Raw genomic sequence first — 25,318 nt, forward strand, 5'->3', positions numbered from 1 at the left:
ATCGCGGAAGCGGACCTTCTGCACGACGAGGCGACTGCTCATTGGCAGCAGTGGTTCACGAAGGCAGGCGTATCATCGTCTGGAGCGCCAAGAGGTCCGGTGTTTCAGGACTTCAATCTGCTTGCGACCGCCGCCATCGCCGGCCATGGCGTCGCGCTTTGCCCGATTGAGGTATGGAAGGCGGGAAATCACGAACGGCGATTTGGTCGTAGTCTCCGACAATCTCGGTTCTCGAAGAGGAAAGCGATCTTTTGATCAGCAAGGCGTCCCGTCAGAAGGCAGTGGCTGCCTTCTGATGGGTGGTTCCGGGATGTCGTTGATCCGGCAGAAGGCCAAGAGCACCTGCGCTCACGCGCCCCTTCCATCCGTGGCGCGGCCAGCGCTTCGTGCTATCGACACGCAAGCAGAACTGGGGCGAGGACCGCGTGATGTTCTACGACGCGGATGGGCGGCTTCGCTCGCTGCTTGCGTCATGGACGGACGTCGACGATCCCGATGTTTTCATTCAGGTCGCGGCCGGTAGGTCGTTCGTGCGTCCAGATGATCTGGCAACCCTGGCGGCATTGATCGAGCAAATCGAGCGCAGCCGTGGCGGCTGAATGCGTGTCGGGCAAATTATGCCGCCTATGTAAATCCAATCATGCCGCGATATGCGAGTGTTGATATTACCCCATGTTTCTGGACCACGGGATGCTAGAATTTGGGGCCTCGTTCAGGAGGCGGGCTGGTTGCCTGCCAGGTTCGTTGAGGAGATCGGCACGTCATTGCCGATCGCACCACGGCTCGGATTAAGTCATGGAAATTCAATTTGAGGCGAAGCGCACGAGAATGCATCCTCTATGTCGATGCGTTCTATAAAAACAATCAATTACTCAAATTGCCCAAAAAGGAATATGACTGAGTCCCGTGGCATAGCGGGCTGTTTCATAAGGAGGTTCGCGATGGGAAAGAAAATTCTGGGCGACCAGGGTAGCAACGGTTCCTTTGACAGCAATGGTGATGATATGATCCTCGATCCCACAGGAAATGACTGGATCGACGGTCGTGCCGGCAACGACTCCATCTCGGCCGGCGAGGGCAATGACCATGTCTTTGGCAACGAGGGTAACGACTACCTCTACGGCGGCCTCGGCGACGACACTGTCTTCGCGGGCGACGGTAGGGACTCTTTGACTGGAGGTGCCAGCCACGACACCTTTGTGTTCCAGTTCCACGACCCACTTCCCGGGTCGACCGAGACTTTGGGCCGAACGTGGACCACACCGTGGATTTTGACCCAGCTCAAGATACTTTCGCCTTCGATGCGGCAGCGATGGTCTTGGAGCGAATTTCGTTAATCATGCGACGCGTGGCAATCAGGTGGACACCTTCTACCGCGGCCCCGCCAATGGCGCGAACGGCGAGCGCGCCGTAGTGATCACTGATCACAGTTTCGCCGATGGCTCGGCCGCAGCCAGGAGTATCTCGGGCGAGGCTGCAGGCGATATCACCATGACCGCGGAGTTGGGTTATGTTACCTCCGATAACCACGTGGACGACTTCGCGCATCTGGGCAACGCGCACAGTTTGCTACTCGGCCGGCTTGGGCTTGACCGCGTCGGATTTCATGTTCTGCTGATTCGGAAAACGATGCGGAGCCGCGTCACGCTCGCAAGCGCAGAGCTTTCCCTTTACGCTCACTGTCGTGACCGCTGGGCACCCCGGGAGCAGGCGCATTGTTGTTCAGCATGATGAAGCTCTGTACATCGCGTCGACTGCCGACTGAACCCTAATCGAGCCTAGTTCAAGACAAAGCATTGCCCGGCTGTTTCACAGTTCGTACGAGAAGCTGCACGAATAAGTCGTCATAAAGAACGCCACTCGTCAGTCCTCCGTCGGCAATAATTTTTGTTCCGAAAATGGAGAGACCCGCAAAATGGTTGAATCAAACTCGACAGACTTGCAGGAATTGCGCGCTGCCATCCCTGGCGGCAGGGTCCTGGAAATAACGACCACCACAGGCTGCGTCGTCGGTTGTTCTTATTGTCCCCAGGACAAGTTCGCCAGCCGGCAAAAAGCAGTATCTCGTGTGAAGCATCTTTGTCTCGAAGATTTCAAGCGATGTCTGGCGCGTGTGCCGACCGCTGTTGACATTAGCTTTGCCGGCTATTCTGAGCCCTGGCTCAATCCGGATTGCACTGAAATGGTCGAGCATGCTCACATGTCTGGCCACGGCATTCGGATCTTCACGACGCTTGCAGGAATGGACAGGAGCGATCTACGACGCTTGCAGGCGCTGCCCTTCAGGGTATTTGTGGTTCATGTTTTCGACGACGGCACGTACATGAATAGCCGCCTTGTCAGACAGAAATATCTCGACGTAGTTCGTCAACTGGTGGACTCTGATATCCCCTCAATTCGGTTCCTGGTGATGGGCGAGGTCCACCCCGATATCGTCGGAATTATTCCTGCCGGAGCGCTATGTCGCTCGCGGCCGCTGAGTAGCAGAGGTGGAAGCGTCGATGCTGAGATAGTTGAAACGCGACCGCCCGTCGTCGGGGCACTGACATGTGCTGAACAACGGCAGTATCGGAATGTTCTTCTTCCGAATGGTGACGTTACTCTCTGCTGCATGGATTTCGAGCGGCGCCATGTGCTGGGCAATCTCCTGCGCGACGAATATCGAGAGCTCTTCGAGGGGCCAGTGTTCAGGGAGATCGTCGATCGCATGAACGGCAAGGATGGTTTTCTACTTTGTAGAAAGTGTGAATTTGCCGAACCGAAAACATCGGCATGCTGATGCCAATGGCGGCAAGGCGCTGTTACGTTAATAACCGGTGTCTACCTAGGCAATGGCACCTTCAGTCGTCGCGTGCGGGATAGGGCCGGTGATCGAAGCGCTGATCGCCGGCTACGGTCTGGACGAGGCCCTGGCGCGCGCGGATGCTTATGCCAATGCCGGCGCCGACGCCATCCTGATCCATTCACACAAGAGCGATGCGGACGAAATCCTCGCTTTCGCTAAGCAACGGCACAAGCTTCCGATTGTGATCGTGGCAACGAAATATTACCGCGCGCCGGTTTCGGCTTATCGAGATGCCGGCATGTCCACCGTGATTTGGGCCAACCATGCCATGCGGGCTGCAGTCGCCGGGATGCAGGCGGTGTGCGGCCGCATAGCCGCGGAAGAAAGCGTTGTCGGAATCGAGCCGGAAGTTGCCACACTCGACGAGGTCTTCAGCCTCTTGGGTTACGATGAATTGGCATTGTCTGAAGATCGCTGGTTGCCGAAGCATGATGACGGAACATGCTGCTGAAAGAAGCGGCACCATTCGATATCAACTTCGAGGAAGCGCACATGCTTGCGCAGCGGACAGGTTTGTTCGAATCATCGGCTGCGGCGCGCTGCGGCGAAGGCGGCTGCTGATCAAGGAACGGACATCGTCGATCTGACAGTCGGCGAGATCTGCGCCGATCTTGCTCCGACGATCCGGGACGGTGCGATGGGTGCGATCCGCAGGGGCATCAACCGCTACACCGACCCTATCGGGATGATGGAGCTTCGCGAGGCGCTCGCCAGTAAGGTCTCCGGCCATACTGGGCCAGGTCTGGCGCGCCGATGAGGTCGCCGTTACAACCGGCGCCAAACAGGTACTGTTCAACGTCGCCATGATGCTACTCAATCCTAGTGATGAAGTCATCATTCCTGCACCCTACTGGACGACATTTCCCGCCCAGGTGCTGATCGCCGGGGGAAAGCCCGTCCATGTCGAAACGCGCGTCAATGGCTATGTTCCCCGGATCGAAGATATCGAGGCCGCAATCACCGACCGCAGCCGCGCGATTGTGGTCAACACTCCGAACAATCCGACTGGCACCGTTTATGATAGTGGAACTCCATTCGGCATCGGGAAGCTTCGCGTCCGCCGGAGGCCGGCGAGCGCCTTTTGGCCGTGCCTCTCGATCACGCTGTCGGGGTGAAGTGCCCGCCTATCTGCTCCCGGCTTGCATGCAACGCAGCATTCGCATAGCTGCATTGTACAATAAGTGATTAGCCTTTGGTCAAAAACAGGCATCCTGCACGCACCAGTACCGCCGCATTGGCGGTTCCCCTCTGGAGGTTTAAATGACCTTCACCTATAAGGGCCGCGGCCTTCCGCTGGCCCTCTTTTTTTGTCGCAGGGCCGCATCATAGGGCTTCGGCCATCAGGAGCCCAGCAGCCATTCGCCACCGCGCTCGACATAGGCGTCTCGCGCTTTGATGCCGTCAGGAACCTGCATTTCGAACGCGGTCAGAAGCTCGTCGATATTGTGCGCAATCCAGGTCGCCAAACCGCTTGAGACCAATGCGATCGAGTCTCGGTAGTTTCGCCGCAAGCCCCGCTGAAATCCTTTGGGTCAGACTTGTCGTGAGGCGCGTTTGGGCCCGCGGCAATGCAATTCCAAAGGCATTCAAGAATGCTGCAAAATCCAGAAAGTCGAGTTCGGCCAGCCTTGTTGCTTCGCCAAGGCTGAAGGCAAAGAGATCCGTCAGATTGGGATCGAGCCGCGTGGGCATCAGGTCGTAGCGGGGCGAAACACGGATCCGGCCTGCTCTATCGTAGAGGAGCGCAAAATTCTTGGCATGAGCATCGACATTTCCGGTCATGAGGTCGAACAGGACCGCCCCGATGAACCGTTGCCTTTCCGCCGCAGGTTCGGTCGTCGCGTCGAGAATCCGGTTTATCGCGTGAGCATCGAAGCGACGGCCTTCTCGCCCGTGACGTTCGTATTTGAGGGACGGAGGAAGTCCAAGCGCCTGAGCGAAATCCTCCTGATGGACTCTCACGATCTTGTTCTCGGCGTTCAGCCGCCGGTCGAACCGTTCGATCACCAAGGCGTCGACGCCGTTGACGACACTCGCCTCAGCGGTTGCAAAACCGAGATCTCGCGAGAGCCGAAGCGTTTCGAATTCGAGCTTGGGATCTTGCGGATGCTCCTGGTCCGGCACTTTGATGATGTGCGTGGTGGGGGCGCCCGAGCCAGTGACGGGTTCGGCATAGCTTCCGTCGGGCAGAATGGTGATTGCGATCTTGCTTTGAACGCCGGCGAGCGGTGAAGGATCTTCGGTGCCTTCGGGACGCCGCTGACGCCTGTGCAGCGAGCCAATGATGGCGTTCAGGCGATCGTCATCTATCCGTCTGTAGTCGACGTCGTGGTCGCCGGGCACTTTGACGGGGGGGGCTCCGAGCGGCAGGACCGAGATCGCGCCGGCGCAATCCTTCCCGAGGTAAAAAAGGAGGCCCGCAACATCGCTGCGGGCCAAGCCCTCGCGATCCATGACGCCCTGCAGGACGCCGTCTCGCTCCTGAAGCAGGTTATCGAAAAAGGGACGGGTTCTGCTGTCGTCGAAGGGCTCGTCTCCCAGCGGAAAGGACAGCGAAAGCGGAAAGGCATCGGGATCATCGAGATATGTGGCCGCATAGGCGAAGGCCAGGGCGCCACCTTCATCCCTTACGAGGTTGCCAATAGGGTCGGCAAACCCGTCAAGCCTGACATCGAGCGCAATGATATCCATGCGGTTATCGTGGCTGTGCGAATATTGAGATGCCGGCGGCGTGCGCGACCTTGAGAACCTTCTGGAACTCTAGCGTAGCCTTGCCATTCTCGAGCTCCGATAGAAAACGTCGTCCGACGCCTGCGAGATCGGCAAAATCCTGCTGCGAGAGGTTCCGCGCCTCCCTCGCTTCCCTGACAATACAGCCCAGGTCGCCGGGTATGGCAATTTCCGTTACTCGATATCGGTTCTCATCGGGCCTTGCCTTTGTCGCCTCGGTCTTTTCCTCGCTGGGCAAGCGCGCAAGGGGATTGGAAAATCGGAGATGCTGTGTCCCGGCACTCAAGGTTGGCATCGTGAGGTTTGGTGGCTTGACAGCGGTTGCGGCCTTTAGCGTCTCGCTTGCAAGCCTGACCGATGGAATGTCGATGCTCTTCAGCGTGTCCGTCAAGCTTTTGGACATTGTGGAAATATCGCGAAGCGATTTCGTGCCCGCGAGAAGGTTCGCCTTGCCAAACTGCTCCCGCAAAGCGTCGGAGAAAGGCGATTGCGCAATCATCCTGGCGAGATCAGTCGCTTTCGTCGGGTGTGGGTTTTTGTCGTCTCGATCGGCCATATCTGCTCCTGTACGGGAACATACATTAGCTCCACGACGACTTCAAAAGTGACTGACCCCGAACGGGAACACACTTTGCAGTGCACGTTCCCGAACGGGAGCACGGCGCCGAGTTTTGGATCGCAGTTGGGATTTTCGTTCCCGTTCGGGAGCAGCACTTGAACAGGGGGCAGCATCTCACGCCTCCCGTACGCAATCAAGGTCGATATCAAGCGTCGGCGCGCTGTGGGTGATCCAGCCTATGGACAAAAGATCGCCGCCGGTTTCGGCGGTCGCCGGCGTGATACTGCCCGAGACCTCGGTGATGGCACGGCCGTCGACGAGTGCCGATCCCTCCCTTAACTCGCCGGACGACATATTGTCGAGCAGCAAGACCTCGTCGAGGTCTTCGACGGATGCGACGGCGCCGAGCGTCCGCAGCGTCTGGCGGGCTCCGCCGATTTCACCGACGCCGCGCGAGGTGTCCGCCTGCACCTCCTTCAACTGTGCCGAGACCGTGGCTGCCGCGACACCGAGCGACGCTATCATTGCGGGATTGAGATCGACATGGACCTCGCGATCGATCCCGCCGACGCGGCTCAGCTGATTGGATGACGAGTTATGGGCGGCATCGAGCCAGCGAAGCGCAATATTACCTTCGGCCAACCAAGCCTGACCTGTTTTCACCGTTGCCGTCTCTTCGGTAGCGTAAACAAGAGATTGCATGCCAGTGCCCGTTGCCCCTCCCATGCATGCTGCTCCGCGTTCGGATGACGTCTATCTTCATGCAACACGCCGAGGCGTAATCACAATCGGTTGTTTGGAGCCATCGGCCTGCCGCATGGCGTTCTTCTCGCCGTAGCCAGCACCGGTCGCACTCAAAGCCGATCATCTCCCGCGACAAATCGGCATCGGCACTCTTCTCAACAAGCGAGCGCACGTTCATCATATCGTCGGTCATCGGTGGTCTTTCCATCAGGTTGGTCTTGAACAACCCGACCCTGCCGGAAAAACACTGATGGCCACCTAACCCTCAGGACCTACACCACCTGACGGGACACGATCAACGCGGAGCAGCGCTACAACTTCGGATGGGAGTATTGGCGGGTCTGTAAGGACGTCAAAGATATAGCGGGCCGCCTATGCACAAACGATTGCCACTGCGCACCACAGCCTGCCGGTGGACCGTGTGCATGCGAAAATTCAACTCGTCTGTGGCATTCGGATTGCCGAAAACTACGACCGGTCCGCGCGCCTCCTAGTGTCTGATGGTTTTTCCCCGTAGATTGCCTTGTACGCTGCTGAGAACCTTCCAAAATGAAAGAAGCCCCATTTCAGGCAAGTTTCCCTCACCGCTTGATTATTGTCGGGATCAAGCAGGTCCCGCCGCACTGCCTGCATACGAAGCGTCCTCAGATAGGCAGCAGGTGTTGTTTCCCTGAAGGCGCGAAAGCCCAGTTGTAATGTTCGACTGGTCACACCAGCCGCTTCTGCCACCATCGCAATGGTGATCGGCTGATTGATATTGGCCTGCATGTATTCGATCGCGCGATGGACATGTCGGGGAGCGATCAAGCAAGGCTTCTTATCGAGCAAATGCGATAACCTATGGGGAATGTGGTGCACCACCAGGTCGGCCAGCGCCTGCGTTAGATGCGTCATTGCTATTGGAGAGCACATGAGCGGGCCGTTGCCCCGCATGCCGTTCATTATTGTTGATGCCAGGTTGCCGATCATCTGGCCAGTTGGTGTGGCCAGCTCCAACTCCGGTAACAGATCCAGAGAGCCGTTCAACGGCACCTCAAGTGTTTGGCCGACAGTTTGCTGTATGACAGACCAATTCAGCAACAATTCGTCTATTACGTTTGATTGCCCATGCATTATAACTCCGTCAGGTTCAAAGTTATTATAGAGCACCAGCTTCCCCCTGCCGGCCTCGGCCGTGCAATCGCCATACGTCAGCCCCATCCCGCCACTTCGAGGAATGACAATCGACAAAGACTCTGCTGTTTCGGAAGTCGGCGCGATGCTGAACTGGAATTCGTTTTGGTGATATCCACTGATCAAAACTGCGTTGTCGCATGCCGCAAGATCAATTCCCCAAAGAAAATCACCAATTTGCCCGATCGGCTCGGCACTAAATGTCCCGAAAGCTCCAGCGAGAGTTTCAATCATCCCGTCGAAGGATGAACCACGAAATGAGAACTGTGGAGAGCTATTTTCTGGCAACGTCGATCCCCCAATCCTTGAAGTGCTTTTCTGGGTCACGCGAATACAGGAAGCTGTGTTTCGGCTAACGTCTCGACGTCATGATTCATTTTTCTGGTTTGCGGCCCTTTCCGACGTTCTGATGGCCAGAGTTGCTGTCCGCACCCCAACCCTGTCCAGCGAGATCCAACGCTGTTCCTGGTGGCCTCGCTTCCGCTTCGCGCTTTGCGCTCGGATGACCGGCATGTTTTGGCCGTGTATACGCTGTGACCGTCGTCTGAAGTATAACGAGCCCTCGATGAGCCGCGGATCGTCACCAGACCGCAATGCCGGTCGCGCTGGGAGCTGGAAGGCTATACCTCTTGAGCGGCGCGGAGATCCGCCTGGCTCAGCTGATGTTTGGCTTCAACGGTGTTGAGCACGTTCAAAACTGTATAGAGCCAATTGTATCGCGTCATACCACTTTGGAATTTGCGAAATTTGCGTGCTGAAGCGCAGGCATCTTTCGCGCGCCCTTCTCGCCATCTCCTCGAAATCCCTGTCATCGGCCACAAGGCGATGCATCATTTCTGCAGCTTTGACCTCGATGTCCGGCTCGTCCAGGACAACGCCGTTTAGGCCGTTTACGACCTGCCTTTTCAGACCAAAGGCGGAAGACACTATGACGGGTCTGCCCCGGAACAGAGCCTCGGTTACTGTCAGGCCGAAGCCCTCTTCGCGAGAGAGCTGAAATACCCCATGAGCATTCTGTTGCAGCCGGCCGACAATTTCCGCATTTGCCTCACTGTGCTTCATTGAGATACAGGTGAGATATACGCGCCGCCGCACTTCTTTGGGCAAGTTAGAGCACAGGGCTACGCATTTTTCGAAATACTCGCGGCCTTCCGGATCATCTGCAACACCCGAAGGATCCGGTCCCGCGATCACCAGGCGTGTATGGGAGGCTTCCTCGGACGCCGTTGCCGCAAAGCGAGCAAAGGCAGCAATGATGCGGTCGATGCCTTTCAGGCCGTCCCACCTGGACACATGCAGGAAATACCGCGAGTGAAGAATGTCCTGAAGCGTTGTGTTGGGCTCCAGTTGATGGCCGCTGAACGATACCGAATTCTCCAGCGCCCGGCCTGGTGGCCCTTCATAGTTGCGGTTCTTGGTCGAGAAGGGGCTGATCGATGGCTGTATGAAATCGATTGGGCGACCGGCATCAAACGCATATGCCTCGTCGCTCAGGACGATGCGCTGGAAGGGACGGAGGTACTCCTTCAGCAGTCCCCAGGTTCGCTCAACTGTTGGGGTGCGCTTCGGATAGCCGATGTGGCATCGCCAGATAGCCGGGTGTGGGCAAGAGTCCAGGAACTGTGCGGCTGCACACAGCGGCTGCGGATCATGAATAACCAGGAAGTCATCTCGTCCGATGATCCTTTCTAGCTCCGCGGCGCCTTGCTGCGATGCCTCCAAATAATGCGGCAGCAGCTCAATCACGTCTGCTGGGATGGTGTCGTGAAGAGAATTGTGAAGTCCTTTGGTGAACTGAAAAAAGAGCTCGCTGTTCGGTTTGAAGATGAGCCAGCGCACATGGAAACCAAGCTCCCGAAGGAGGCATATGTGGTGGGGAAGCATTTCGGCCACCCCACCACCGAACGCGGTGGAATTTATATGCCAAATACAGCGGGCGCCAATATTGTCACGAGTTGCGCTGGAGGAACGAAAGAGTTCATCGAGAAGTCCCCCATAGTCCTCCCGCTCCTCCGCGTAGTGCTCAAGTACCGAGCCTTCTACCAGAACCTCATCAAATAATGGTGTGCACGGTGTCGTGGTTACTTTCAAATTTGTGGCCCTCCTTATGGTTGGGGAAGCAGGTTCAGCGCGGCCGGTTAGCTAGGACCTCGCGAAAATTCTCGATCCAGCCCTTGGTTTCAGTGTGACCTCTGGCACTGGGGCCGACCCCCACGCAGTCGCAGCCTGCAGCGGTTGCCGCTTTGATTCCGGTTTGGGAATCCTCAAATACCAAGCATCTTTCGGGGGAGATGCGCAGCATCCGCAATAGTGCTCGATAGGGTTGCGGATGCGGTTTTCCGTGACTGACGTCCTCAGCTGCAATCATGATCCTCGGGCGGGAGATTCCCGCTGCATCGAGGCGGGCGAGGGCCGAAATCCTTGTCGAAGAGGTGACAATGGACCTCTTTTCGGCAGGGATCGAGCAATAGAACTTCGCGGCCCCCTCGATTGGTTGCAACAGCCCCATCGCTTGGATCTCATAATCGGCAATGCGAGCCGCTTCGCGTTCGGGCGAGAGACTGGGCGCAATCGCCTCCACCAGTTCAACATCCCGGCGAGCGGCCGACATCCGCATTGCGTAATCAGGACATATCTGTCGCTCCAGCGCCCACCGGCGGAGTGCGCTTTCGACCACAGCCTTCGAATCTACAAGGGTTCCGTCCAGATCGAAGGCTACGTGATCATAGTCTTCAAGCTGAAGTTCGATCGTGACTCTCACGGCTTGCCTCCGTGTATCGGAACCAATATTTCCTACTGGAAAGACATGCTTTCTCTGTGGCGTGAAACGCTTCGGCGCAGTAGTCGACCATGGATGTGTCGGTGACCTGGGCGGTTATGTCCTCGTCCTTGCGATAGTCAGCGAGTGCGAGCTCCAGCGCCGCCTGCAGAGCTCTGAAAAATGCGCCATCCATGGACGCATTGCTCATGTATGTTCCCGGGTAGGCGGTGTAGATACCGTGCTTCAGACACCTCTGAGCGAAGGCCCTTCCATGCTTTTGCGAGGGCAGAACAATATCGAACATGGTATCGCTTCCAAGAACGCGTGCAGGTATCTCGCTGCGCTCGAAAGAGATTTGGAATAGCCCCTTGAGGGCCGAGCCCCTCTCGGCGAGGCGCTCAACAATTTTTGCTTCGGCAAAGATTTCCTGTGTCAGGTTCCCGGCCACAAAGGCGCGGTTCTCGCGTAGATACGTGTTGCCGAGATAGGCTCTGTCGGCTCCCGCCATGGCGTCGGTCGTGCCGGCGACCGCGGAAAGGCCGATGCCTTGTGCAATCCCCTTGGCCAAAGTGATGACGTCCGGTGCCACGCCGTGTTTTCGGCAGTAACCACCCTCGGCGTAACGAAGTCCGCATAGCACCTCATCAACAATCAGCAGGACGCCATGCTGTCTTGCCATCCTGGAGATTTCCTGGAGCAATTCCGGAGGAAAGACCGAGGGCTCAGGCGTGAAGAAGATGCCAGCGACTCTTCCCTCGTTCGCGGTCAGCTGCTGTTCCAGAATATCGAGGTCATATTGATAATCCTGGATGTGTGGATCCTTGGCCGGCGGATCGTGCGACCAGGGTGGCTGTTGAAAGATGTCGTGCCATCCGTGGAAGCCAGCCGTCAGGATAACCGGCCGACCAGTTCGGTGGCGCGCGATCCGAACGGCTGCTTCCGTTGCACAAGATCCGGTCCTCAAAAAGAACACTCTAGGAGTGTCCGGGAACATCTTCGAAATTTTCCCGGCAAGTATCTGGCGTTGCTCGCTTACCGGTGAGGGCAGAACGTCAGTTTCTCGCTCCATCGCCTGCGCAAGCCGGGCCTTGAATACCGTGTTATTGCTGCCCAACGGCGAAGCCCCGCTGCAGGAGGTCATATCCAGATAGATTTTTCCGTCGACATCCTGCGCAATTGCGCCATTGGCGGAGCGGAATATGATGGATGACGGGGTCTCACGTTCCCATTCAGCCAAATGTCCGCTAGTTCCATGATTGAGCATCTAAGTTACCCCTTTATTTCAGCGACAGGGCCATTCTCCTCGCGTTGGCCATGATTGTGTGTGTCGGATTGCTGTTCCCCGCGAAATTCATCACGGACCCATCCATGACATAGATGTTGGTGGACCCATGGACTCTGCCGCAGATGTCTACGACGGATCGCCTGGGATCACATCCGGCGCGCATTGTGCCGTGCAGGTGGGAACTGCCTTTTGCATGGGAAGAAGGTTCTCGTTCGATGCGGCGTGCGCCCAGGTGGAGCAGGATGTCATCAGCGCGATCGGCAAGAAAACCTATTCGCGCATGGTCATTTTCCGAATTCTTGTATTCGAAACGAACGTACGGGATGCCGTATCGGTCAGCGACGTCGTCCAGCACCAGGCGATTGTGCGACCATGGCTCGTCCCCGGCTATATAGTGTAGGCGCACGCGGCCAATGTTCTCACTCGGCGATAGCAGGTTCGCTTCATAAATGAGGCCACCAAATCTGCACGGTACGTCATTATGTTCGTAGAACTCGTCTGTATAAACGGTCGCATGCGGTCCCCAGTGCGAAGCCAATGCGTCGGAGCCGCAATCAGCCGGATCCAGGTAGCCGACGGAGTAGCCGCTGATCTTGAACGAGAGGCCGCGCCCGACAAGGTCTGAATCGTTTCCTATTCCGTGCGGGGCATGCTTACTCTTCGACCGAAGCATCAATGCCGCTGACTGTATTGCGTTTGCGCAGATGACGACCCTTTCAACTGGGATCCGAATCAGTTCCGTTGAGAACGGCACATAGCACTCCAGGGCTTCGGCCCGGCCGTCGCTGCGGATCTCTATCCGGTTGACGAAACAGCCGTAGAGAACCGAAATCGCTCCTGGCAGTCCGGAGTCGTCCAAAATGTTTCTCGCAAGCACGGATGCTCTCGCTTCCGTAGGGCATACTAGCTCGTCGCAAGCAGAACACTTGATGCATCCGCTGCTGTTGCTGGGTGCCCGGATCGCCAGTGGGATCTGCCTTGGCCGTATGCCGAGTTCCTGCATCGCATTGGATAAAATCACTCCACGGGAGCTGGCCGGATAAGATGCGTGCCCGTTCGTGCCACCGATCTCCATGAGATGCTCGATCTGCGAATAGCAGGGTTCGAGATCTTGAATGGTTATGGGCCAATCAATCTCCATATCGGTCCCAAGATATTGGGAAGCAGATAGATCCGATTGGCGGTATCTAAACGTGATCGCATTGTAGAATTGCATTCCGCCGCCGACGCAACACGCCGTCCACGGGTTACCGTCAGCAGCGCCAGTGGAGGTGAGCGCCTTGCTGTATGCCGCTTGATGAGGCCCGTGCATGGCACCAGGAGAAACCAGGCCTCCATATTCCAGGACGGCCACGCGACAGCCTTTCTCCGCAAGCGTTCGGGCGACGATCGATCCAGCTGCTCCGGAGCCCACGATAACCGCGTCGAAGGTCGTGTAATTACAAGAGGCCGCCGCAATGTGTCTGATGTCCGTCACTGGCAATGGTCTCCAATCTGATATGGAGTGGCTGGCCAACAAGCGGTGTTCGCGACGCAGGCCAGGATGTGCTTTGTGCGCGCCACATAGTCGGGGACCGCGATCCCTGCGGGCGCGGTGGCCGGGTGGCGGTAGTTGGCGACGAGGCCGTCAAAGGTCCGCACGATCCAGAGGCATACCTCGTCCGGATCGGTGCTGCGGCTACGCAGGGTGACAACTTGCCAGCTGTTCCACTCGCGCGCACCGGGGGTACGGCGAACGTCCATGTACGAGACCATGAAGGGATCGCGCAGTGGCTCCCCGAGAAGATCCGCCACTCGGGGTGTAGGTATCCTGGACAGGTTCTTCGACCAATCCAGGTTGGATGCCGCCCGACGCACCGCCTCGCAAAACGAGTCGGCTGCGCCGAGCGGGAACGCAACCGGGCCCATTCCTACGTACCAGCCAATGGAGGACCGGAAGGGGGCTGTACGGGTGTGAAAGGGGACCATCGTTCGAAATTCACCCGAGCCTGTGATTTCGTGACCGACCTTGGCAAGGCAGGCGAGCAGACCGGAGAAGGAGTCTCCCCCTGCCTTACGGCAGACCCTGTCGAAGGCGTGCGCCGCGGATGCGTCGAGAAGCTCGGTGTATCCGCTTGGCTGGGCGGCGGAGCTGCCACTCACGTCGCTAACCGGTACGGGGAACTCCGGCAGACGGCCGCCCGCCTCGGTGAGAAACTGCCGCCATTGGGCGATGGATTCGTCCTCAGCGGTCAGCGTATCGGCCTCGATCCTTTCTGCCTCCGCGAAATTGAGGTAGCTGGCGGTGGGGGGAAGGGGAGGTGGGACGGTCTTGCCGTCGCGGACCGCTAGTGCGGCGGCGTACAGCGTGTGAATCTCATAGGCAATTGTGAGAATGGAGTAACCGTCCATCAGGATGTGGTCGGCGGCGATACAGACGGTTGTCGTTTCCGGACGGCTGATGGTGGCACAAATATATGCGGGCCAGTCGAGTGGGCCGACTTCGGAGTCGAAGAGTTCCTCCAGGTAGCGCGACAGTTGCTGGCCGTCGGTGAATTCCCCCGCGCCACTGTGGTGGATACTCACGGCTCCGGCCGGTAGCGTCCTGCGGCGGAGACAACCGCCTTGCGTGGAGCCAGCGGGGGGGCTGAGATGGCTGCGCAGGATTTCGTGGCGGTCTGTCCACTCGCACAATGCCGCAGCGAAGGCGTTCGCATCGAGTTCGGCGGGCAGATCGAAGACAGAGGCCAGCCAGGAAGGCGGCAGGGAAGCCTCATCGGCCGTCTCAAGTGCATGTGCGACATGTGCTTCCTGCACGTGGGACGCCCGCCGTAGATCGGCTGCCCAGATGGCCTCGGACATGCGCGGGGCGCCAGCCCGCCACACGGTGACACGGCCCGCAGGCAGATCGAGGGATGACAGGTCAGTGAGTCTCATGAAATGGCGCACCTATTTGCAAAGAAGGGGAGCAAGGGGAGCACGCTGGCCAAATTCACCGCCCGCGCGGTTCGAGGCGCGAGCAATGCGGCGACCGCGCATTTTAACGCGTTCGGGCTCGGGTCGAGACGTTCCATTACGGTCAGCGCGGACGACGACCATCACCCCGGATCCGACGAGGGAGACCGTCTGGCCCGCGAGAAGAAGGGAGAAGTCGCGGGGCGGGCCGCGTCGGGGCGCTTCGTGTGCCTCTTGCGTCACCCCACCCTCCCTGGATCCAGCATCGACAGGTCGTAGCCCAGGTCGTTCAATTCCTTCCCGGCGATCCGCTCGAACTCTTCGATTTCCGTGGGCGTGAGGTCCTGTAGGTACCGTCCACGACGCCCGGTATGCAGCGGTTTACCCGCCGCTTCCGCCGCGGGATGGCCCCATGGTTTGTCGAACAGCGCGTGCTCATGCTCCGCATGGTGCAGGACTGCCTCGTCCCATGACAGACCGAGGTGTTCCAGCATCCGCTCGACGGTCTCGCGGGGGCGGGCGACCAGGTCCTCATATCGCACTTCCAGATAACGGCCGTCAGGAGCAGCCTGACGGGGGCGGTTGACGACCTCCAGCCAGCCGTTCGCTGCCTCCGCAATAGTCCCGTAGCCCCAGTCGGGGACGGTCTTGAGGTGTGAGGCAGCTAGGTCGCGGCCGTCGCGGATTATGTGGATGAAATGGGCGCGAGGCCAGATCGCGGCGTACGTGCCGATGTCCTTAATCCTACGCTGAAGCTTCAGGCCCCATCGTCCGGCTCCGGTCTGTTCACGTCGGAATTCGCCGATAGAGTCGATGAGCCGGCAACGGTCGTCGAGGGAGGACAGAACGGTGCCATGCTCCGCCATCAGGCCGGTCACAAGCTTCCGCACGTCATCACGCTTGAGTCCGAAACGCTCGCACTGCACAACAAAGTGCGCGCCGTCGAACCAATCAGGATCAACGGTCTCCTTCGTGGCACCGGCGAGCCGTGGGTCGCGGCGGTCCATCATGTCGCACACCGCGAGGATGTGCGGACCGAGGTCGACGGGATCGGTGAAATCGATCTCCGGACCGACGACCAGACCGGGGTGCGAGTCAAGCACGACGCTCAGAAGAGTGGTGCCGGAGCGGTTCTCGCCGCCGAGCAGGACGGGCTCGGAAGGCAGGGCAAGAGGAGAAGAAATGAGACCCGACATGATTTTCCTGCTGGCCATGTGGCGTGCGCACAAAACTGTACTGATAAGGATCAAGTATTGCTATTTAATGCAACCGTAATTGGTCAGTTTATTTCTGCATGTGGATAGCAATTTCGCCAAATGTCCAACCTTTTTCTTCTCTCCCAACGCGAATGTGCGAAAGCGGGCGATGGTTGGTTGGTGGAAGACCATCGAGGATTATCGAACAAGCGCTGTTTCGCGACTGTCGGGCGGGGCTAAAAGGTAGAAACGAGGAATGACAGAAGAACAGCGCGAGGTGCGGAGAACCTGCACGCGGCGATGCGAGTATTCAACGAGACCGTTCGAAAAGCGGCGTACCGCGGCCTGCGTGTCAACCTGCAGGTGTTCGAGCTGTGTTGTAGTGAAGCGCCTACGCCAGTTCGATCGGTGAGCGTGGCGGCGCGTGAGGAGTCTTGCAAGGTTGCAGGGACACTCCGAACAAACAATGCGCGCACTCGCATTTGAGCAATTCAGCGTCGCCGGCCGGACCTAAGTCTTACGGCGCCGGCAAAGGTCCTGGGACCATTGTGGGTTATTCCTCCGAGCGCGCATACTCCTTCCACCAGCCCTTTCGTGTTCCTGACCACCGGTGTCTGACGAGATTGGCGCTCCAGTTCCAGAACGAGCTGAGCGCGATTTTGATACCGCCTGCTTCGCATTACCCTTCTCCTTCTTCCTCGAAGGACGGGATTTAGCGCCCGGTACCTGAGTCGCACCGAACGATGCCAAAACAGTCGCCAGCTCGTTAAGGCCCTCGATGCTGATCTGCCGTGGCCCCAGTGTCATACCGCTGCAGTAGCTCTCGTCGAACATCCAGTTCGGCCACTCGCGAGAAAGATCAGGCCGTTCATCGGTGTAGATGCATGTCAAACTCTTGCCACGCCGGAAGGGCGAGACTTGCACGGTGCACCCGAACATCGGGTGCCAACGATAAGCGATCCTCGCAAAACGAAAACCGTATGCAGAATGTCGGTTGTTGGCTGCGTGTATCGAGAAAGACAATCCGGATGCGGTGGCCCGCGTGGTGGCGCAGATCGTGACGGCCGTGGATATGTTGGCTGAGGTGCCTGCCAGGGGTCGGCCGGGTCGTGTCAAGGGCACCCGCGAATCGTATTGGCGGATATTCCCTACCTCATTCCCTACCGCGTCAGCCGGGACATTGAGATTCTCACCGTCATGCATGCGCTCCGGCGCTGGCCGGAGACGTTTTGACAAACACTTCGTACATCAGTCCGTGTTTTTGACAAAATGCGCCCGGCGCATCGACGTCACGTTTGCGCGCGACCTCTGGCTCGATCCGCCCGAGGAATGGCGGCAAGACATCGACCAGACGCTCTTGCCCGGCGGATATTTCAAGGAGTTCATCTTCTACCATGAGGGCGTCGAAGACCGTTCTCATGGATACGATAAGATGTCGGAGCCTTGGCGAACGGCCACAAGAGCGAGCGGCATGTATTATCCCGGCGGATAGATATTCTTCGGCATGCGGCTGTGGCTGCAGCGGCAAGAGGCGAAGGCAGCGTTTGTGAAAATCTACGCCTCGCGGCCGGAGCGTATCGTCCTCATTCCGCGCGCCATCCTGAAGTGCAGATCAGGTGAAGCCTATCAGCACGCCGCCAACCGCAGAGACGAAGATCCAGGGCGGGGGACCTCTAGGCCATGAGTACGATCTGGTCGACGGCTGCCGCCGTTTCTCCGAGCGACGCGGCTTGTCGCTCGGTGCGACCGGAAAGCGCCGTAGCGCCTGCCGCCATCTGGCGGCCGCTTCCCTCAATCGTTGATGATATCGTGCGGATCTCGACAAGGGTTTGCCTGAGTTCGGCGACGGTGGCGTTGAAATCGGTACGCAGCTTGTCGAGTTCAGGGGCAAAGGGTGTTTTGATCGTAGCGGTCAGTTGATCCTTCGCCATGGCGTCGAGCCCGCCCGCACCGCGAAGGCGATTTCGGAATCGCGGCGGGGTTTCTCCGCCTCGTTGCGGTCACGCTCGGCATCGGCTGCGGCGGCGTTCCTGTTCGGATTGCCGTTCGCGGACGATCTTCGCCTTCGCGCTGGTCTTTTGAAGACGTCGAGGGCGCGCGCCATCTCGCCGATCTCGTCGGCGCGGTTCTGATTGCCAACGGCCGTGTCGAGCAAGCCGCCGGCGAGGTTGCGCATCGCTGGCCGATCGGTCCCTTCAGCGTCAGCACCAGAGCCGCATTGGAACGAGGACGATGATCACGCCCAGCGCCATGGTGCCGATGGATGGGATGTTGATATCCTGGCTCTGGCGGCCGGCCGCACACTGCTGCAGATCGGCGAACAGCGAAAGCTTCCTGCCGATGTGGTCGATCTCAGCGGCGGCAGCCTGGAATTGCTGCGCCCGCTTGCCGGTGGCGGCGACGGGTTCGGTGGCGGCCTGCTCGATCCTGTCGAATGACGGCGCGGGTTTTGCCGACTGCTCGCCGGCAAAGGCGAGGCCGCCCGCCGAGGAGCTCAGCGCAAAGAGTGCTTTGCGGCATTCCGCGAGATGCGTCGCCTGCTTTTCCGCCGCGCGGTCGCGCATGAACTCGGCAAGCGCGATGCGCGTCAGGTAGATCGCATCGGTGAGATGCCGCGATCCTGCATCACGAGCCCGGCCTTGGCGAGAGAGGCGCCGACCTCATCGAACCTGGCGGACACGTCCTGCATCTTCAGGGTGGCCGCCGCGTCGAGCGGCTGCTTGAGCGTCTTGAACTCAGCGAAGATATCGAGGAGATTCTGGATGTTTTCCGGCGGGCGCCCCTTATCATCGACGAGCGCATTCAGTGCTTAGCGTTAGCAGAGAAAGCCTTGCCGAGCGGCTTGGAATTCTTCGGCAATGCGACTGGCAGCACCTTCTGGTGGACCTTCAGCTCGTCCATCGCCGCGGCGAGCTGCCGATAAATTTCACTGTCATTCTTGCGTGCAGCAAAGGCATCTCCCAGCGCAGCCACGAAGCGCGTCGCCGAGAGGATCTTTTGAGCCTCACGCAATCTCTTCTTGGCATCATCCTCCTCTGACGTGATCGATGTATCGAACGCGGTGGCGGCGGTCAGCAGATCTGTCTGGATGTGGCGATGACGGCGAGGCATCCTCGATGCCCGCCTCGATCCGCGCCTCGTCGGCATGTAGTGCCCAAAGATCGTCCATCGGGCCGTTGATCTCAGCGAGTGCTATGGATGCGCTGTCGAGCTCCGCCCAGCCTCCGGACCGAGGCGTTAGCCGCCCGGGCCGCGTTGAGCGCGGCGCGCTGTTCCTCAAGCCTCTTAAAGATGAGCGCCCGGTCTTCCTCGGTCGTCTGATCGAGAAAGCCGATCATTGCGGCCTAGACGTCCTTGGAGCCACGCCGGCGTCGTTTGATATCGCATACGGTTCTGCATCAGTCCCGATGCCAGTATCCCCGTGACGCCGACCGCCGTGGTGCTCAGGATGAACGGCGATACCAACAGCATCACCTTGGTTCGGATTTTGAAGCGCGAGAGGAGACGATCGACCCAGCCCATGAGATGTCCTTCCCGAATTTTTATGAAGTGGCAGCCGCGTACACTGCAGCATGACGCGTATCGATAGGCAGGGAGAGATCACCATCTCTCGCACGCCGAATGGATCGGATTGCTGCTCCAACGGGAATGGAGCTCCGCCAACATCCGCGGACCCCGCTATTACCACGAGCAGGAACGAATCGATCGCCGCTTTGATGCTCCCCTCCTTACGGGGACCGCCGTGATCGGTCGCGAGGAATCCGACCCCCGCAACACCGCCATTGCGCCGCATAAGCGGTCCAGCGCGTCGCCGAACGCTTCTCGCCAAGCTTTGACGACATTGTCGCCTGGGGCCACTCTCGTCCCCCGGTTTTAGGAAGCGATCGGTGGTGAAATGGACGCTGGAACCGCCGACCGGCAGTGAGGACCAGGCGATGGACACAATGCAGGATTGGAACGCCTATCGCGACGCATTGATTGGCCGTGTGGGCGACTTCGCCAAGCTCAGCCCGGACGTGCTGTCTGAACCAGATTGAGGGCAGCGGCAACAAGACCGGGAAGCTCGAGCCGAAGATGCACAAGATTATCGCACTCGCCGTTACGGTCACCACGCGTTCGACGGCTGCATCGCCGTACATTCCAAAAAGGCGATCCAGTTGGGTGCGGCCGAGGGCGAGATCGCGAGGCGGCGTCGCGATAGCGCTCAGTGCGGATGCTACGCTGACCTATACGGCACGCGTGTTGCCATCACAAGGTGATGCTTCACGACGGGCGTGTGCTGTTTGACCTCGCCCGTTGTGACAAGCCCTTTCTTTGACGAGACTGGCAACTAGTCGATATCTCTTGGCACACCGTTGAAATACGGTCAATTCGCAATGCGCTAAACTAACCCGGCATGGCGGTCGCGGATGAAGCACATAGCTTTCACCTCCGGTCGCCCTTGGACAGCGTCACAGCCAGATCGGAAAAGGGAGGTCCCTATCATGCTCGAATCAATCGCTACCGACGAACCGGATCAGGTTGAGTCCCGCTTTCGTCCCCACACCTCCCATTGGGGCGTGTTTTCGGCCCGGATGAGCGGCGATCAGCTCGAGGTCAGGCCGCATCCGGGTGATCCTGATCCCAACGAGATTATCCAGAACTTCCCCGCGGCACTCCGTCATCGCGCTCGCATCGCACAACCGATGGTGCGTAAGGGCTGGCTGAAGAATGGTCCCGGCCCGGACGACCGGCGCGGCCGAGATGAATTCGTTCCGGTATCGTGGGAAACGGCGCTTGACTTGCTCGGCAAGGAGCTCGTCCGCGTCCGCGATGGCTCCGGCCCCGGCGCTATCTTCGGCGGTTCCTATGGATGGTCAAGCGCCGGCCGTTTCCACCACGCCCAGAGTCAGATCCACCGCTTTCTCAATGTTGCCTGTGGCGGCTATGTGCGTTCGGTCACCAGCTATTCATCCGGCTCATCGCAGGTGCTGATCCCGCATATCATCGGCGATCACGAGGGTCTGACCAAGCGCAACGTCTCCTGGGAGCAGATTGCTGAGCATAGCGAAATCGTCGTCGCCTTCGGCGGCATGGCACTGAAGAATTCGATGGTTGCCGGCGGCAGCGTCAGCAAGCATATCGAGCGTGGCGCCATGCAGCGTGCGGCCGAGCGCGGCTGCAATTTCGTGCTAGTCAGCCCTTTGCGGTCCGACCTGCCGGAGGAGGCGAGCGCCGAATGGGTTTCCTGCGTACCCGGCAGCGACACCGCATTGATGATGGCCATCGTTCACACGCTTGTTGTCGAAGGCAAGCACGACCACGCTTTCCTTGAACGTTATACCTCGGGCTGGCCGATCTTCGAGCGCTACCTGCTCGGCGAGACGGATGGACAGCCGAAGAACGCTGAGTGGGCGGCGGCCCTCACTGGAGTGCCGGCTGACGAGATTGTCGTGCTCGCAAGGCGGCTTGCCGGCAAGCGCGCACTTATCGTCGTCTCGCATTCCCTGCAGCGCGCCGAGCATGGCGAGCAGCCGGTCTGGATGGGCATGGTGCTTGCCGCTGCGCTCGGGCAGATCGGCTTGCCTGGCGGCGGATATGGCTATGCGCTCGGCGCGATCGCCTATTACGGGCGGCGTTACAACGCCGTGCCGATCCCGACACTGTCACAGGGGCGCAATGGAGTCAGCGACTTCATTCCCGTCGCGCGTATTGCGGACATGCTGCTTCATCCCCGCGCGACCTATCGATTCAATGGCGAGACCCGGATCTATCCTGAAATCAAGCTCGTCTATTGGGCCGGCGGCAACCCCTTCCACCATCACCAGGACCTCAACAGGCTGCGCAAGGCCTTCGCCCGGCTCGACACGCTCGTCGTCCACGAGCTTGCCTGGACGGCGACCGCGCGCCATGCCGATTTTGTCCTGCCCTGCACAATGACCCTGGAACGCGAGGACATCGGCGCCAACTCCAACGACCCGCTGCTTGTCCCGATGCATCCTGTCGCACCCCCTTATGGCCAGGCCCGCGACGACTACGCGATCTTCGCGGACCTTGCCGAGCGGCTCGGCGCGCGCGGGGCGTTCACAGAGGGGCGAAGTGTCCGGCAGTGGCTCGAGCATCTTTATGAGCAGACCCGCATGGGGCTGGCGGAAAAGGGGCTGCCGGCGCCGAGCTTCGAAGAATTCTGGGCAGGCGAGGGACTGCTCATGCCGCAGCAGCCGGATGACGGCGGGTATCTGCGAGCCTTTCGCAACGATCCCGACGCCAATCCGCTACCGACACCAAGCGGCAAGCTGCAAATCTATTCCGAAACGATTGCGAACTTTGGGGAGGCGGATTGTCCGGGCCATCCCACCTGGCTCGGACCGGTCTATGTCCCCACTGAGACGACACCCTTTGTGCTGATCTCCAACCAGCCGCGCACACGACTGCACAGCCAGCTCGACTTCGGCGGGCAGAGCGTTGCCTCGAAGCACCGGGGCCGCGAGGTGGCAACGATGCATCCCGAGGATGCGGCGGCGCGCGGCATTTCTGAGGGAGACATCATCCGGCTCTTCAACGAACGTGGCGCGTGCCTCGCAGGCATCACTCTTTCGGACGGCGTCCGGCGCGGTGTCATCCAGCTTGCGACGGGCGCGTGGTACGATCCGCAAGATCCGAACGAGGAAAAGCCGCTTTGCGTCCACGGCAATCCCAATGTGCTGACCCGCGACATCGGCACCTCGGCGCTGGCACAAGGTTGCACGGGGCAACTGACCACGGTTCAGGTAGAGCGTTTCGATGGCAACCTGCCGGAAATCCGGGCGTTTGATCCGCCCCCGTGATCGCTGACGGGGGCGTAGCGCGCCTCCTCGCAGAGCGTTCTCATGCCGGAACGTTTCGACTCGCGGTCGCCGTTGTCGATCCGACCCCCTCGACGACATGCCTGCGCATATAGGCCTGGGGACTGCTGCCCATCTCGGTTCGGAAAGCAAACACAAATGCGGATGTCGAACCGTAGCCAAGCTCCATGGCGACCTGTGTTACGCCGAGACCACCGCCCAAAAGCTCAATCGAACGGAAGAGCCGCAGGCGCCGGCGCCACGAGCGTAGGCTCATGCCCAACTCCGTATTGAAGCGGCGCGCCAATGTTCGAGGCGAGATGTTGAGCGCCTCCCCCCATTCTTCGGGGCTCCGGTCGTCGGTTGGATCCAGATAAAGCGCCTCACATAGCGCGGTAAGCGGCGGGCTTTTCGGCCAGGGCAAAGCCGAGGGCAGTGGCTGAACCCGCACGAGCTGGTCGAGAATGAGGGTGGTGACGCGGCTGGAATAGCCATCCTTGTCCTCCTGAGCCTCCAGCCCCGTTGCCTCGACGATCAGAGCCTGAAGCAAGGGCGACATCATGAAAATCGTCGGAATTTTCGGCAGGTTCGCCCCGGCCTCATCCGCGATCCAGAGACTGCGAAAAACCGCGCCGAGAAGCGAACCGACCCGGTGCACCACGCCGGTCGGCAGCCATACGGCCTGATCCGGCGTGATGACGAAGGACTCCTTTTCCGTATAGACCGTCAGCACCCCGGAGATCGCATAGACGAGTTGGTGCCACGTATGTGAGTGCTCCGGGAAGTAATGGCGCGCGGGAATCGATTGCGCGCGCACGGTGAGCGGCTCAGGAGGGCGAAGTCCCGATGGGGTCGTGATTGGCTGCCAGTTCATCGTGACGCTCCAATTTTGGCAGTTATTCTATATCGATTGTCAGTCCATTGAAATACAGCCAAATCGAGTTGCGCTAACTTACCTCACATCAAATGCCAATCGCCTCTCGACCGACGTGGGAACCCTCGCGCCGGACCCATGTCCTCATGCGTTGTGAAACCGGATGTCAGAAATTACCGCAAGCAAAGTCCTCGAACCTGCTGCCTCATCCCATTATGACTCCGCCCGCGGAAACCTTGCGAGGCTGACGATTGCGCAGGCGCTCGGCGGCGCGAACTCCGCTGTTGTCTATTCCACCGGAGCGATCGTCGGCAACACGCTCGCGCCCACACCGGCACTCGCCACAATGCCGATATCGATGTTCGTCGTCGGAATGGCGCTCTCGACACTGCCCGCAGGCGCGATCGCGCAACGCTACGGCCGCCGTATGGCTTTTTTGGTCGGAACAAGCTGTGGTGTGCTCGTCGGTATTCTGGCGGCGATCGCGGTGGTGATCGGTTCCTTCTGGCTCTATTGCGCCGCGACGCTCTTTGGGGGCGTCTACGCCGCAGTGGTACTTTCCTTCCGCTTCGCGGCGGCCGACTGTGTTCCGGCTGAACGGCGCCCACGTGCATTGTCTCTCGTCATGGCCGGAGGTGTTCTGGCTGGCGTGATCGGGCCGCAGCTTGTCAATCACACCATGTATCTCTGGATGCCCTACATGTTCGCGGCGAGCTACCTTGCTCAGGCGGCAGTGGCGGCACTCTCGGCACTGCTTTTGATCGGAGTTCGGCTTCCGACGCCGACCAAGGTGGAGGCCGCGGGCGGCCGCCCCCTTGGTGTCATGGCCCGGCAGCCACGCTTCGTCACGGCTGTGATCTGCGGGGTCGTCTCCTACCTGCTCATGAACTTCCTGATGACCGCGGCACCCTTGGCAATGCAGCTCTGCGGTCTGAGCCAAGAGTCCTCCAACCTCGCCATTCAGTGGCATGTGGTTGCCATGTATGCCCCGAGTTTCTTCACCGGGCGCCTGATCACCCGTTTCGGTGCACCCCGCGTGGTCATGACGGGCCTGATGTTGACGGGTATCTCCGCGGCCGTCGGGCTGACGGGGGTGGATGTGGCGCATTTCTGGATCACCCTCATCGTGCTCGGTGTTGGCTGGAATTTCGGTTTCCTCGGTGCGTCGGCCCTGGTGCTCGAATGCCATCGTCCGGAGGAGAAGGCGCGCGTCCAGTCGCTCAACGACTTCGCCGTGTTCGGAACGATGACCCTCGGCTCGTTCCTCTCCGGGGGGCTGCTGACGGCCTACGGCTGGAACACCATCCTCGCGCTGTCCTTCATTCCCCTCGTGCTGGCCCTTCTCGCCCTCGGCGGGACCTATGTGCGCGGGTCGCGATGACTGCGATCCCCGCAACCTCAGCAAACGGATGAA

21 protein-coding genes and 5 pseudogenes are annotated in these 25,318 nt (G+C 59.4%); 11 read left to right on the forward strand and 15 right to left on the reverse strand.

All coding sequences use genetic code 11. The features are described from left to right. Positions 1-362: 362 nt before the first annotated feature. The 6 genes and pseudogenes from QN224_RS28590 to QN224_RS28615 form a co-directional block, all read left to right on the forward strand. Positions 363-599: pseudogene (locus QN224_RS28590) on the forward strand (DUF5372 family protein); the annotation flags it as partial. 342 nt (positions 600-941) lie between these two features. Further along, positions 942-1,337 carry a hypothetical protein gene (locus tag QN224_RS28595; RefSeq protein ID WP_283979403.1) on the forward strand — a complete coding sequence of 132 codons (396 nt, stop codon included), beginning with the start codon at positions 942-944 and terminating at the stop codon, positions 1,335-1,337. 22 nt (positions 1,338-1,359) lie between these two features. Further along, positions 1,360-1,731 carry a hypothetical protein gene (locus QN224_RS28600; RefSeq protein ID WP_283979404.1) on the forward strand — a complete coding sequence of 124 codons (372 nt, stop codon included), beginning with the start codon at positions 1,360-1,362 and terminating at the stop codon, positions 1,729-1,731. 184 nt (positions 1,732-1,915) lie between these two features. Beyond that, positions 1,916-2,779 carry a radical SAM/SPASM domain-containing protein gene (locus tag QN224_RS28605; protein ID WP_283979405.1) on the forward strand — a complete coding sequence of 288 codons (864 nt, stop codon included), beginning with the start codon at positions 1,916-1,918 and terminating at the stop codon, positions 2,777-2,779. 91 nt (positions 2,780-2,870) lie between these two features. Further along, positions 2,871-3,296 (forward strand): annotated as a pseudogene (locus QN224_RS28610) (isocitrate lyase/phosphoenolpyruvate mutase family protein); the annotation flags it as partial. A gap of 41 nt (positions 3,297-3,337) precedes the next feature. Then, a pseudogene (locus QN224_RS28615) lies at positions 3,338-3,867 on the forward strand (aminotransferase class I/II-fold pyridoxal phosphate-dependent enzyme); the annotation flags it as partial. 379 nt (positions 3,868-4,246) lie between these two features. Here the strand turns inward: QN224_RS28615 and QN224_RS28620 are convergent. From QN224_RS28620 to QN224_RS28665, 10 genes and pseudogenes are all read right to left on the reverse strand, one after another. Beyond that, entirely contained in the window at positions 4,247-5,536 is a 1,290-nt protein-coding gene (locus QN224_RS28620; protein WP_283979406.1) for a HipA domain-containing protein, read from the reverse strand. 4 nt (positions 5,537-5,540) lie between these two features. Next, a complete protein-coding gene (locus tag QN224_RS28625) occupies positions 5,541-5,978 on the reverse strand; it encodes a helix-turn-helix transcriptional regulator (RefSeq protein WP_283979407.1) in 438 nt (145 codons plus the stop codon). Between the two features lie 330 nt (positions 5,979-6,308). Next, positions 6,309-6,716 (reverse strand): annotated as a pseudogene (locus QN224_RS28630) (hypothetical protein); the annotation flags it as partial. Between the two features lie 630 nt (positions 6,717-7,346). Further along, a complete protein-coding gene (locus QN224_RS28635) occupies positions 7,347-8,339 on the reverse strand; it encodes a helix-turn-helix transcriptional regulator (protein WP_283979408.1) in 993 nt (330 codons plus the stop codon). 384 nt (positions 8,340-8,723) lie between these two features. After that, positions 8,724-10,142: a glycosyltransferase gene (locus tag QN224_RS28640; RefSeq protein WP_283979409.1), complete on the reverse strand. Its 1,419-nt coding sequence runs from the start codon at positions 10,140-10,142 to the stop codon at positions 8,724-8,726. Between the two features lie 34 nt (positions 10,143-10,176). Continuing rightward, a complete protein-coding gene (locus QN224_RS28645) occupies positions 10,177-10,812 on the reverse strand; it encodes an HAD-IA family hydrolase (RefSeq protein WP_283979410.1) in 636 nt (211 codons plus the stop codon). Then, positions 10,784-12,049: an aminotransferase class III-fold pyridoxal phosphate-dependent enzyme gene (locus QN224_RS28650; protein ID WP_283979411.1), complete on the reverse strand. Its 1,266-nt coding sequence runs from the start codon at positions 12,047-12,049 to the stop codon at positions 10,784-10,786. The genes QN224_RS28645 and QN224_RS28650 overlap by 29 nt, the downstream gene beginning before the upstream one ends. 40 nt (positions 12,050-12,089) lie before the next feature. Then, positions 12,090-13,574 (reverse strand): GMC family oxidoreductase, encoded by a 1,485-nt coding sequence (locus QN224_RS28655; protein ID WP_283979412.1) that lies wholly within the window; start codon positions 13,572-13,574, stop codon positions 12,090-12,092. Next, the gene (locus tag QN224_RS28660) at positions 13,571-14,938 is read right to left on the reverse strand and encodes a condensation domain-containing protein (RefSeq protein ID WP_283979413.1); all 1,368 of its coding nucleotides are present in this window, start codon (positions 14,936-14,938) and stop codon (positions 13,571-13,573) included. The genes QN224_RS28655 and QN224_RS28660 overlap by 4 nt, the downstream gene beginning before the upstream one ends. Positions 14,939-15,270: 332 nt before the next feature. After that, on the reverse strand, positions 15,271-16,227 hold the full coding sequence (locus QN224_RS28665; protein WP_283979414.1) for a sulfotransferase: 957 nt from the start codon (positions 16,225-16,227) through the stop codon (positions 15,271-15,273). Positions 16,228-17,221: 994 nt separating this feature from the next. Between QN224_RS28665 and QN224_RS28670 the strand changes: the two are divergent. Together QN224_RS28670 and QN224_RS28675 are read left to right on the forward strand one after the other, a co-directional pair. Continuing rightward, a pseudogene (locus QN224_RS28670) lies at positions 17,222-17,460 on the forward strand (type II toxin-antitoxin system RelE/ParE family toxin). Positions 17,461-17,482: 22 nt separating this feature from the next. Then, a complete protein-coding gene (locus tag QN224_RS28675) occupies positions 17,483-17,719 on the forward strand; it encodes a hypothetical protein (protein ID WP_283979415.1) in 237 nt (78 codons plus the stop codon). Positions 17,720-17,900: 181 nt separating this feature from the next. Here QN224_RS28675 and QN224_RS28680 read toward each other — a convergent pair whose 3' ends face one another. The 4 genes from QN224_RS28680 to QN224_RS28695 all read right to left on the reverse strand — a co-directional run bounded on the left by QN224_RS28680 (position 17,901) and on the right by QN224_RS28695 (position 19,338). Continuing rightward, complete coding sequence (locus tag QN224_RS28680; RefSeq protein ID WP_283979416.1) at positions 17,901-18,158, reverse strand: methyl-accepting chemotaxis protein; 258 nt, start codon at positions 18,156-18,158, stop codon at positions 17,901-17,903. Continuing rightward, positions 18,140-18,403 carry a hypothetical protein gene (locus QN224_RS28685; RefSeq protein WP_283979417.1) on the reverse strand — a complete coding sequence of 88 codons (264 nt, stop codon included), beginning with the start codon at positions 18,401-18,403 and terminating at the stop codon, positions 18,140-18,142. Before QN224_RS28685 ends, QN224_RS28680 begins: the two co-directional genes overlap by 19 nt. Before the next feature lie 25 nt (positions 18,404-18,428). Beyond that, positions 18,429-18,791, reverse strand: coding sequence for a hypothetical protein (locus tag QN224_RS28690; protein WP_283979419.1), 363 nt, complete (start codon positions 18,789-18,791; stop codon positions 18,429-18,431). Between the two features lie 238 nt (positions 18,792-19,029). Continuing rightward, positions 19,030-19,338, reverse strand: a complete 309-nt coding sequence (locus QN224_RS28695; protein WP_283979420.1) for a hypothetical protein — start codon at positions 19,336-19,338, stop codon at positions 19,030-19,032. A 776-nt stretch (positions 19,339-20,114) separates the two neighbouring features. Here QN224_RS28695 and QN224_RS28700 point away from each other — a divergent pair. Together QN224_RS28700 and QN224_RS28705 are read left to right on the forward strand one after the other, a co-directional pair. Further along, on the forward strand, positions 20,115-20,264 hold the full coding sequence (locus QN224_RS28700; RefSeq protein ID WP_283979421.1) for a hypothetical protein: 150 nt from the start codon (positions 20,115-20,117) through the stop codon (positions 20,262-20,264). A gap of 447 nt (positions 20,265-20,711) precedes the next feature. Beyond that, positions 20,712-23,033, forward strand: coding sequence for a molybdopterin guanine dinucleotide-containing S/N-oxide reductase (locus QN224_RS28705; protein ID WP_283979422.1), 2,322 nt, complete (start codon positions 20,712-20,714; stop codon positions 23,031-23,033). Between the two features lie 40 nt (positions 23,034-23,073). On the opposite strand, the gene QN224_RS28710 is transcribed toward QN224_RS28705, so the two are convergent. Next, positions 23,074-23,904, reverse strand: a complete 831-nt coding sequence (locus QN224_RS28710; RefSeq protein WP_283979423.1) for a helix-turn-helix transcriptional regulator — start codon at positions 23,902-23,904, stop codon at positions 23,074-23,076. Between the two features lie 163 nt (positions 23,905-24,067). On the opposite strand from QN224_RS28710, the gene QN224_RS28715 reads away from it, so the two are divergent. Then, positions 24,068-25,285 (forward strand): MFS transporter, encoded by a 1,218-nt coding sequence (locus QN224_RS28715; RefSeq protein ID WP_283979424.1) that lies wholly within the window; start codon positions 24,068-24,070, stop codon positions 25,283-25,285. The last annotated feature ends 33 nt before the right edge of the window (positions 25,286-25,318 follow it).

Source organism: Sinorhizobium sp. 7-81 (assembly GCF_030124405.1).
In the GTDB taxonomy this organism is placed as follows: Bacteria; Pseudomonadota; Alphaproteobacteria; order Rhizobiales; family Rhizobiaceae; genus Sinorhizobium; species Sinorhizobium psoraleae.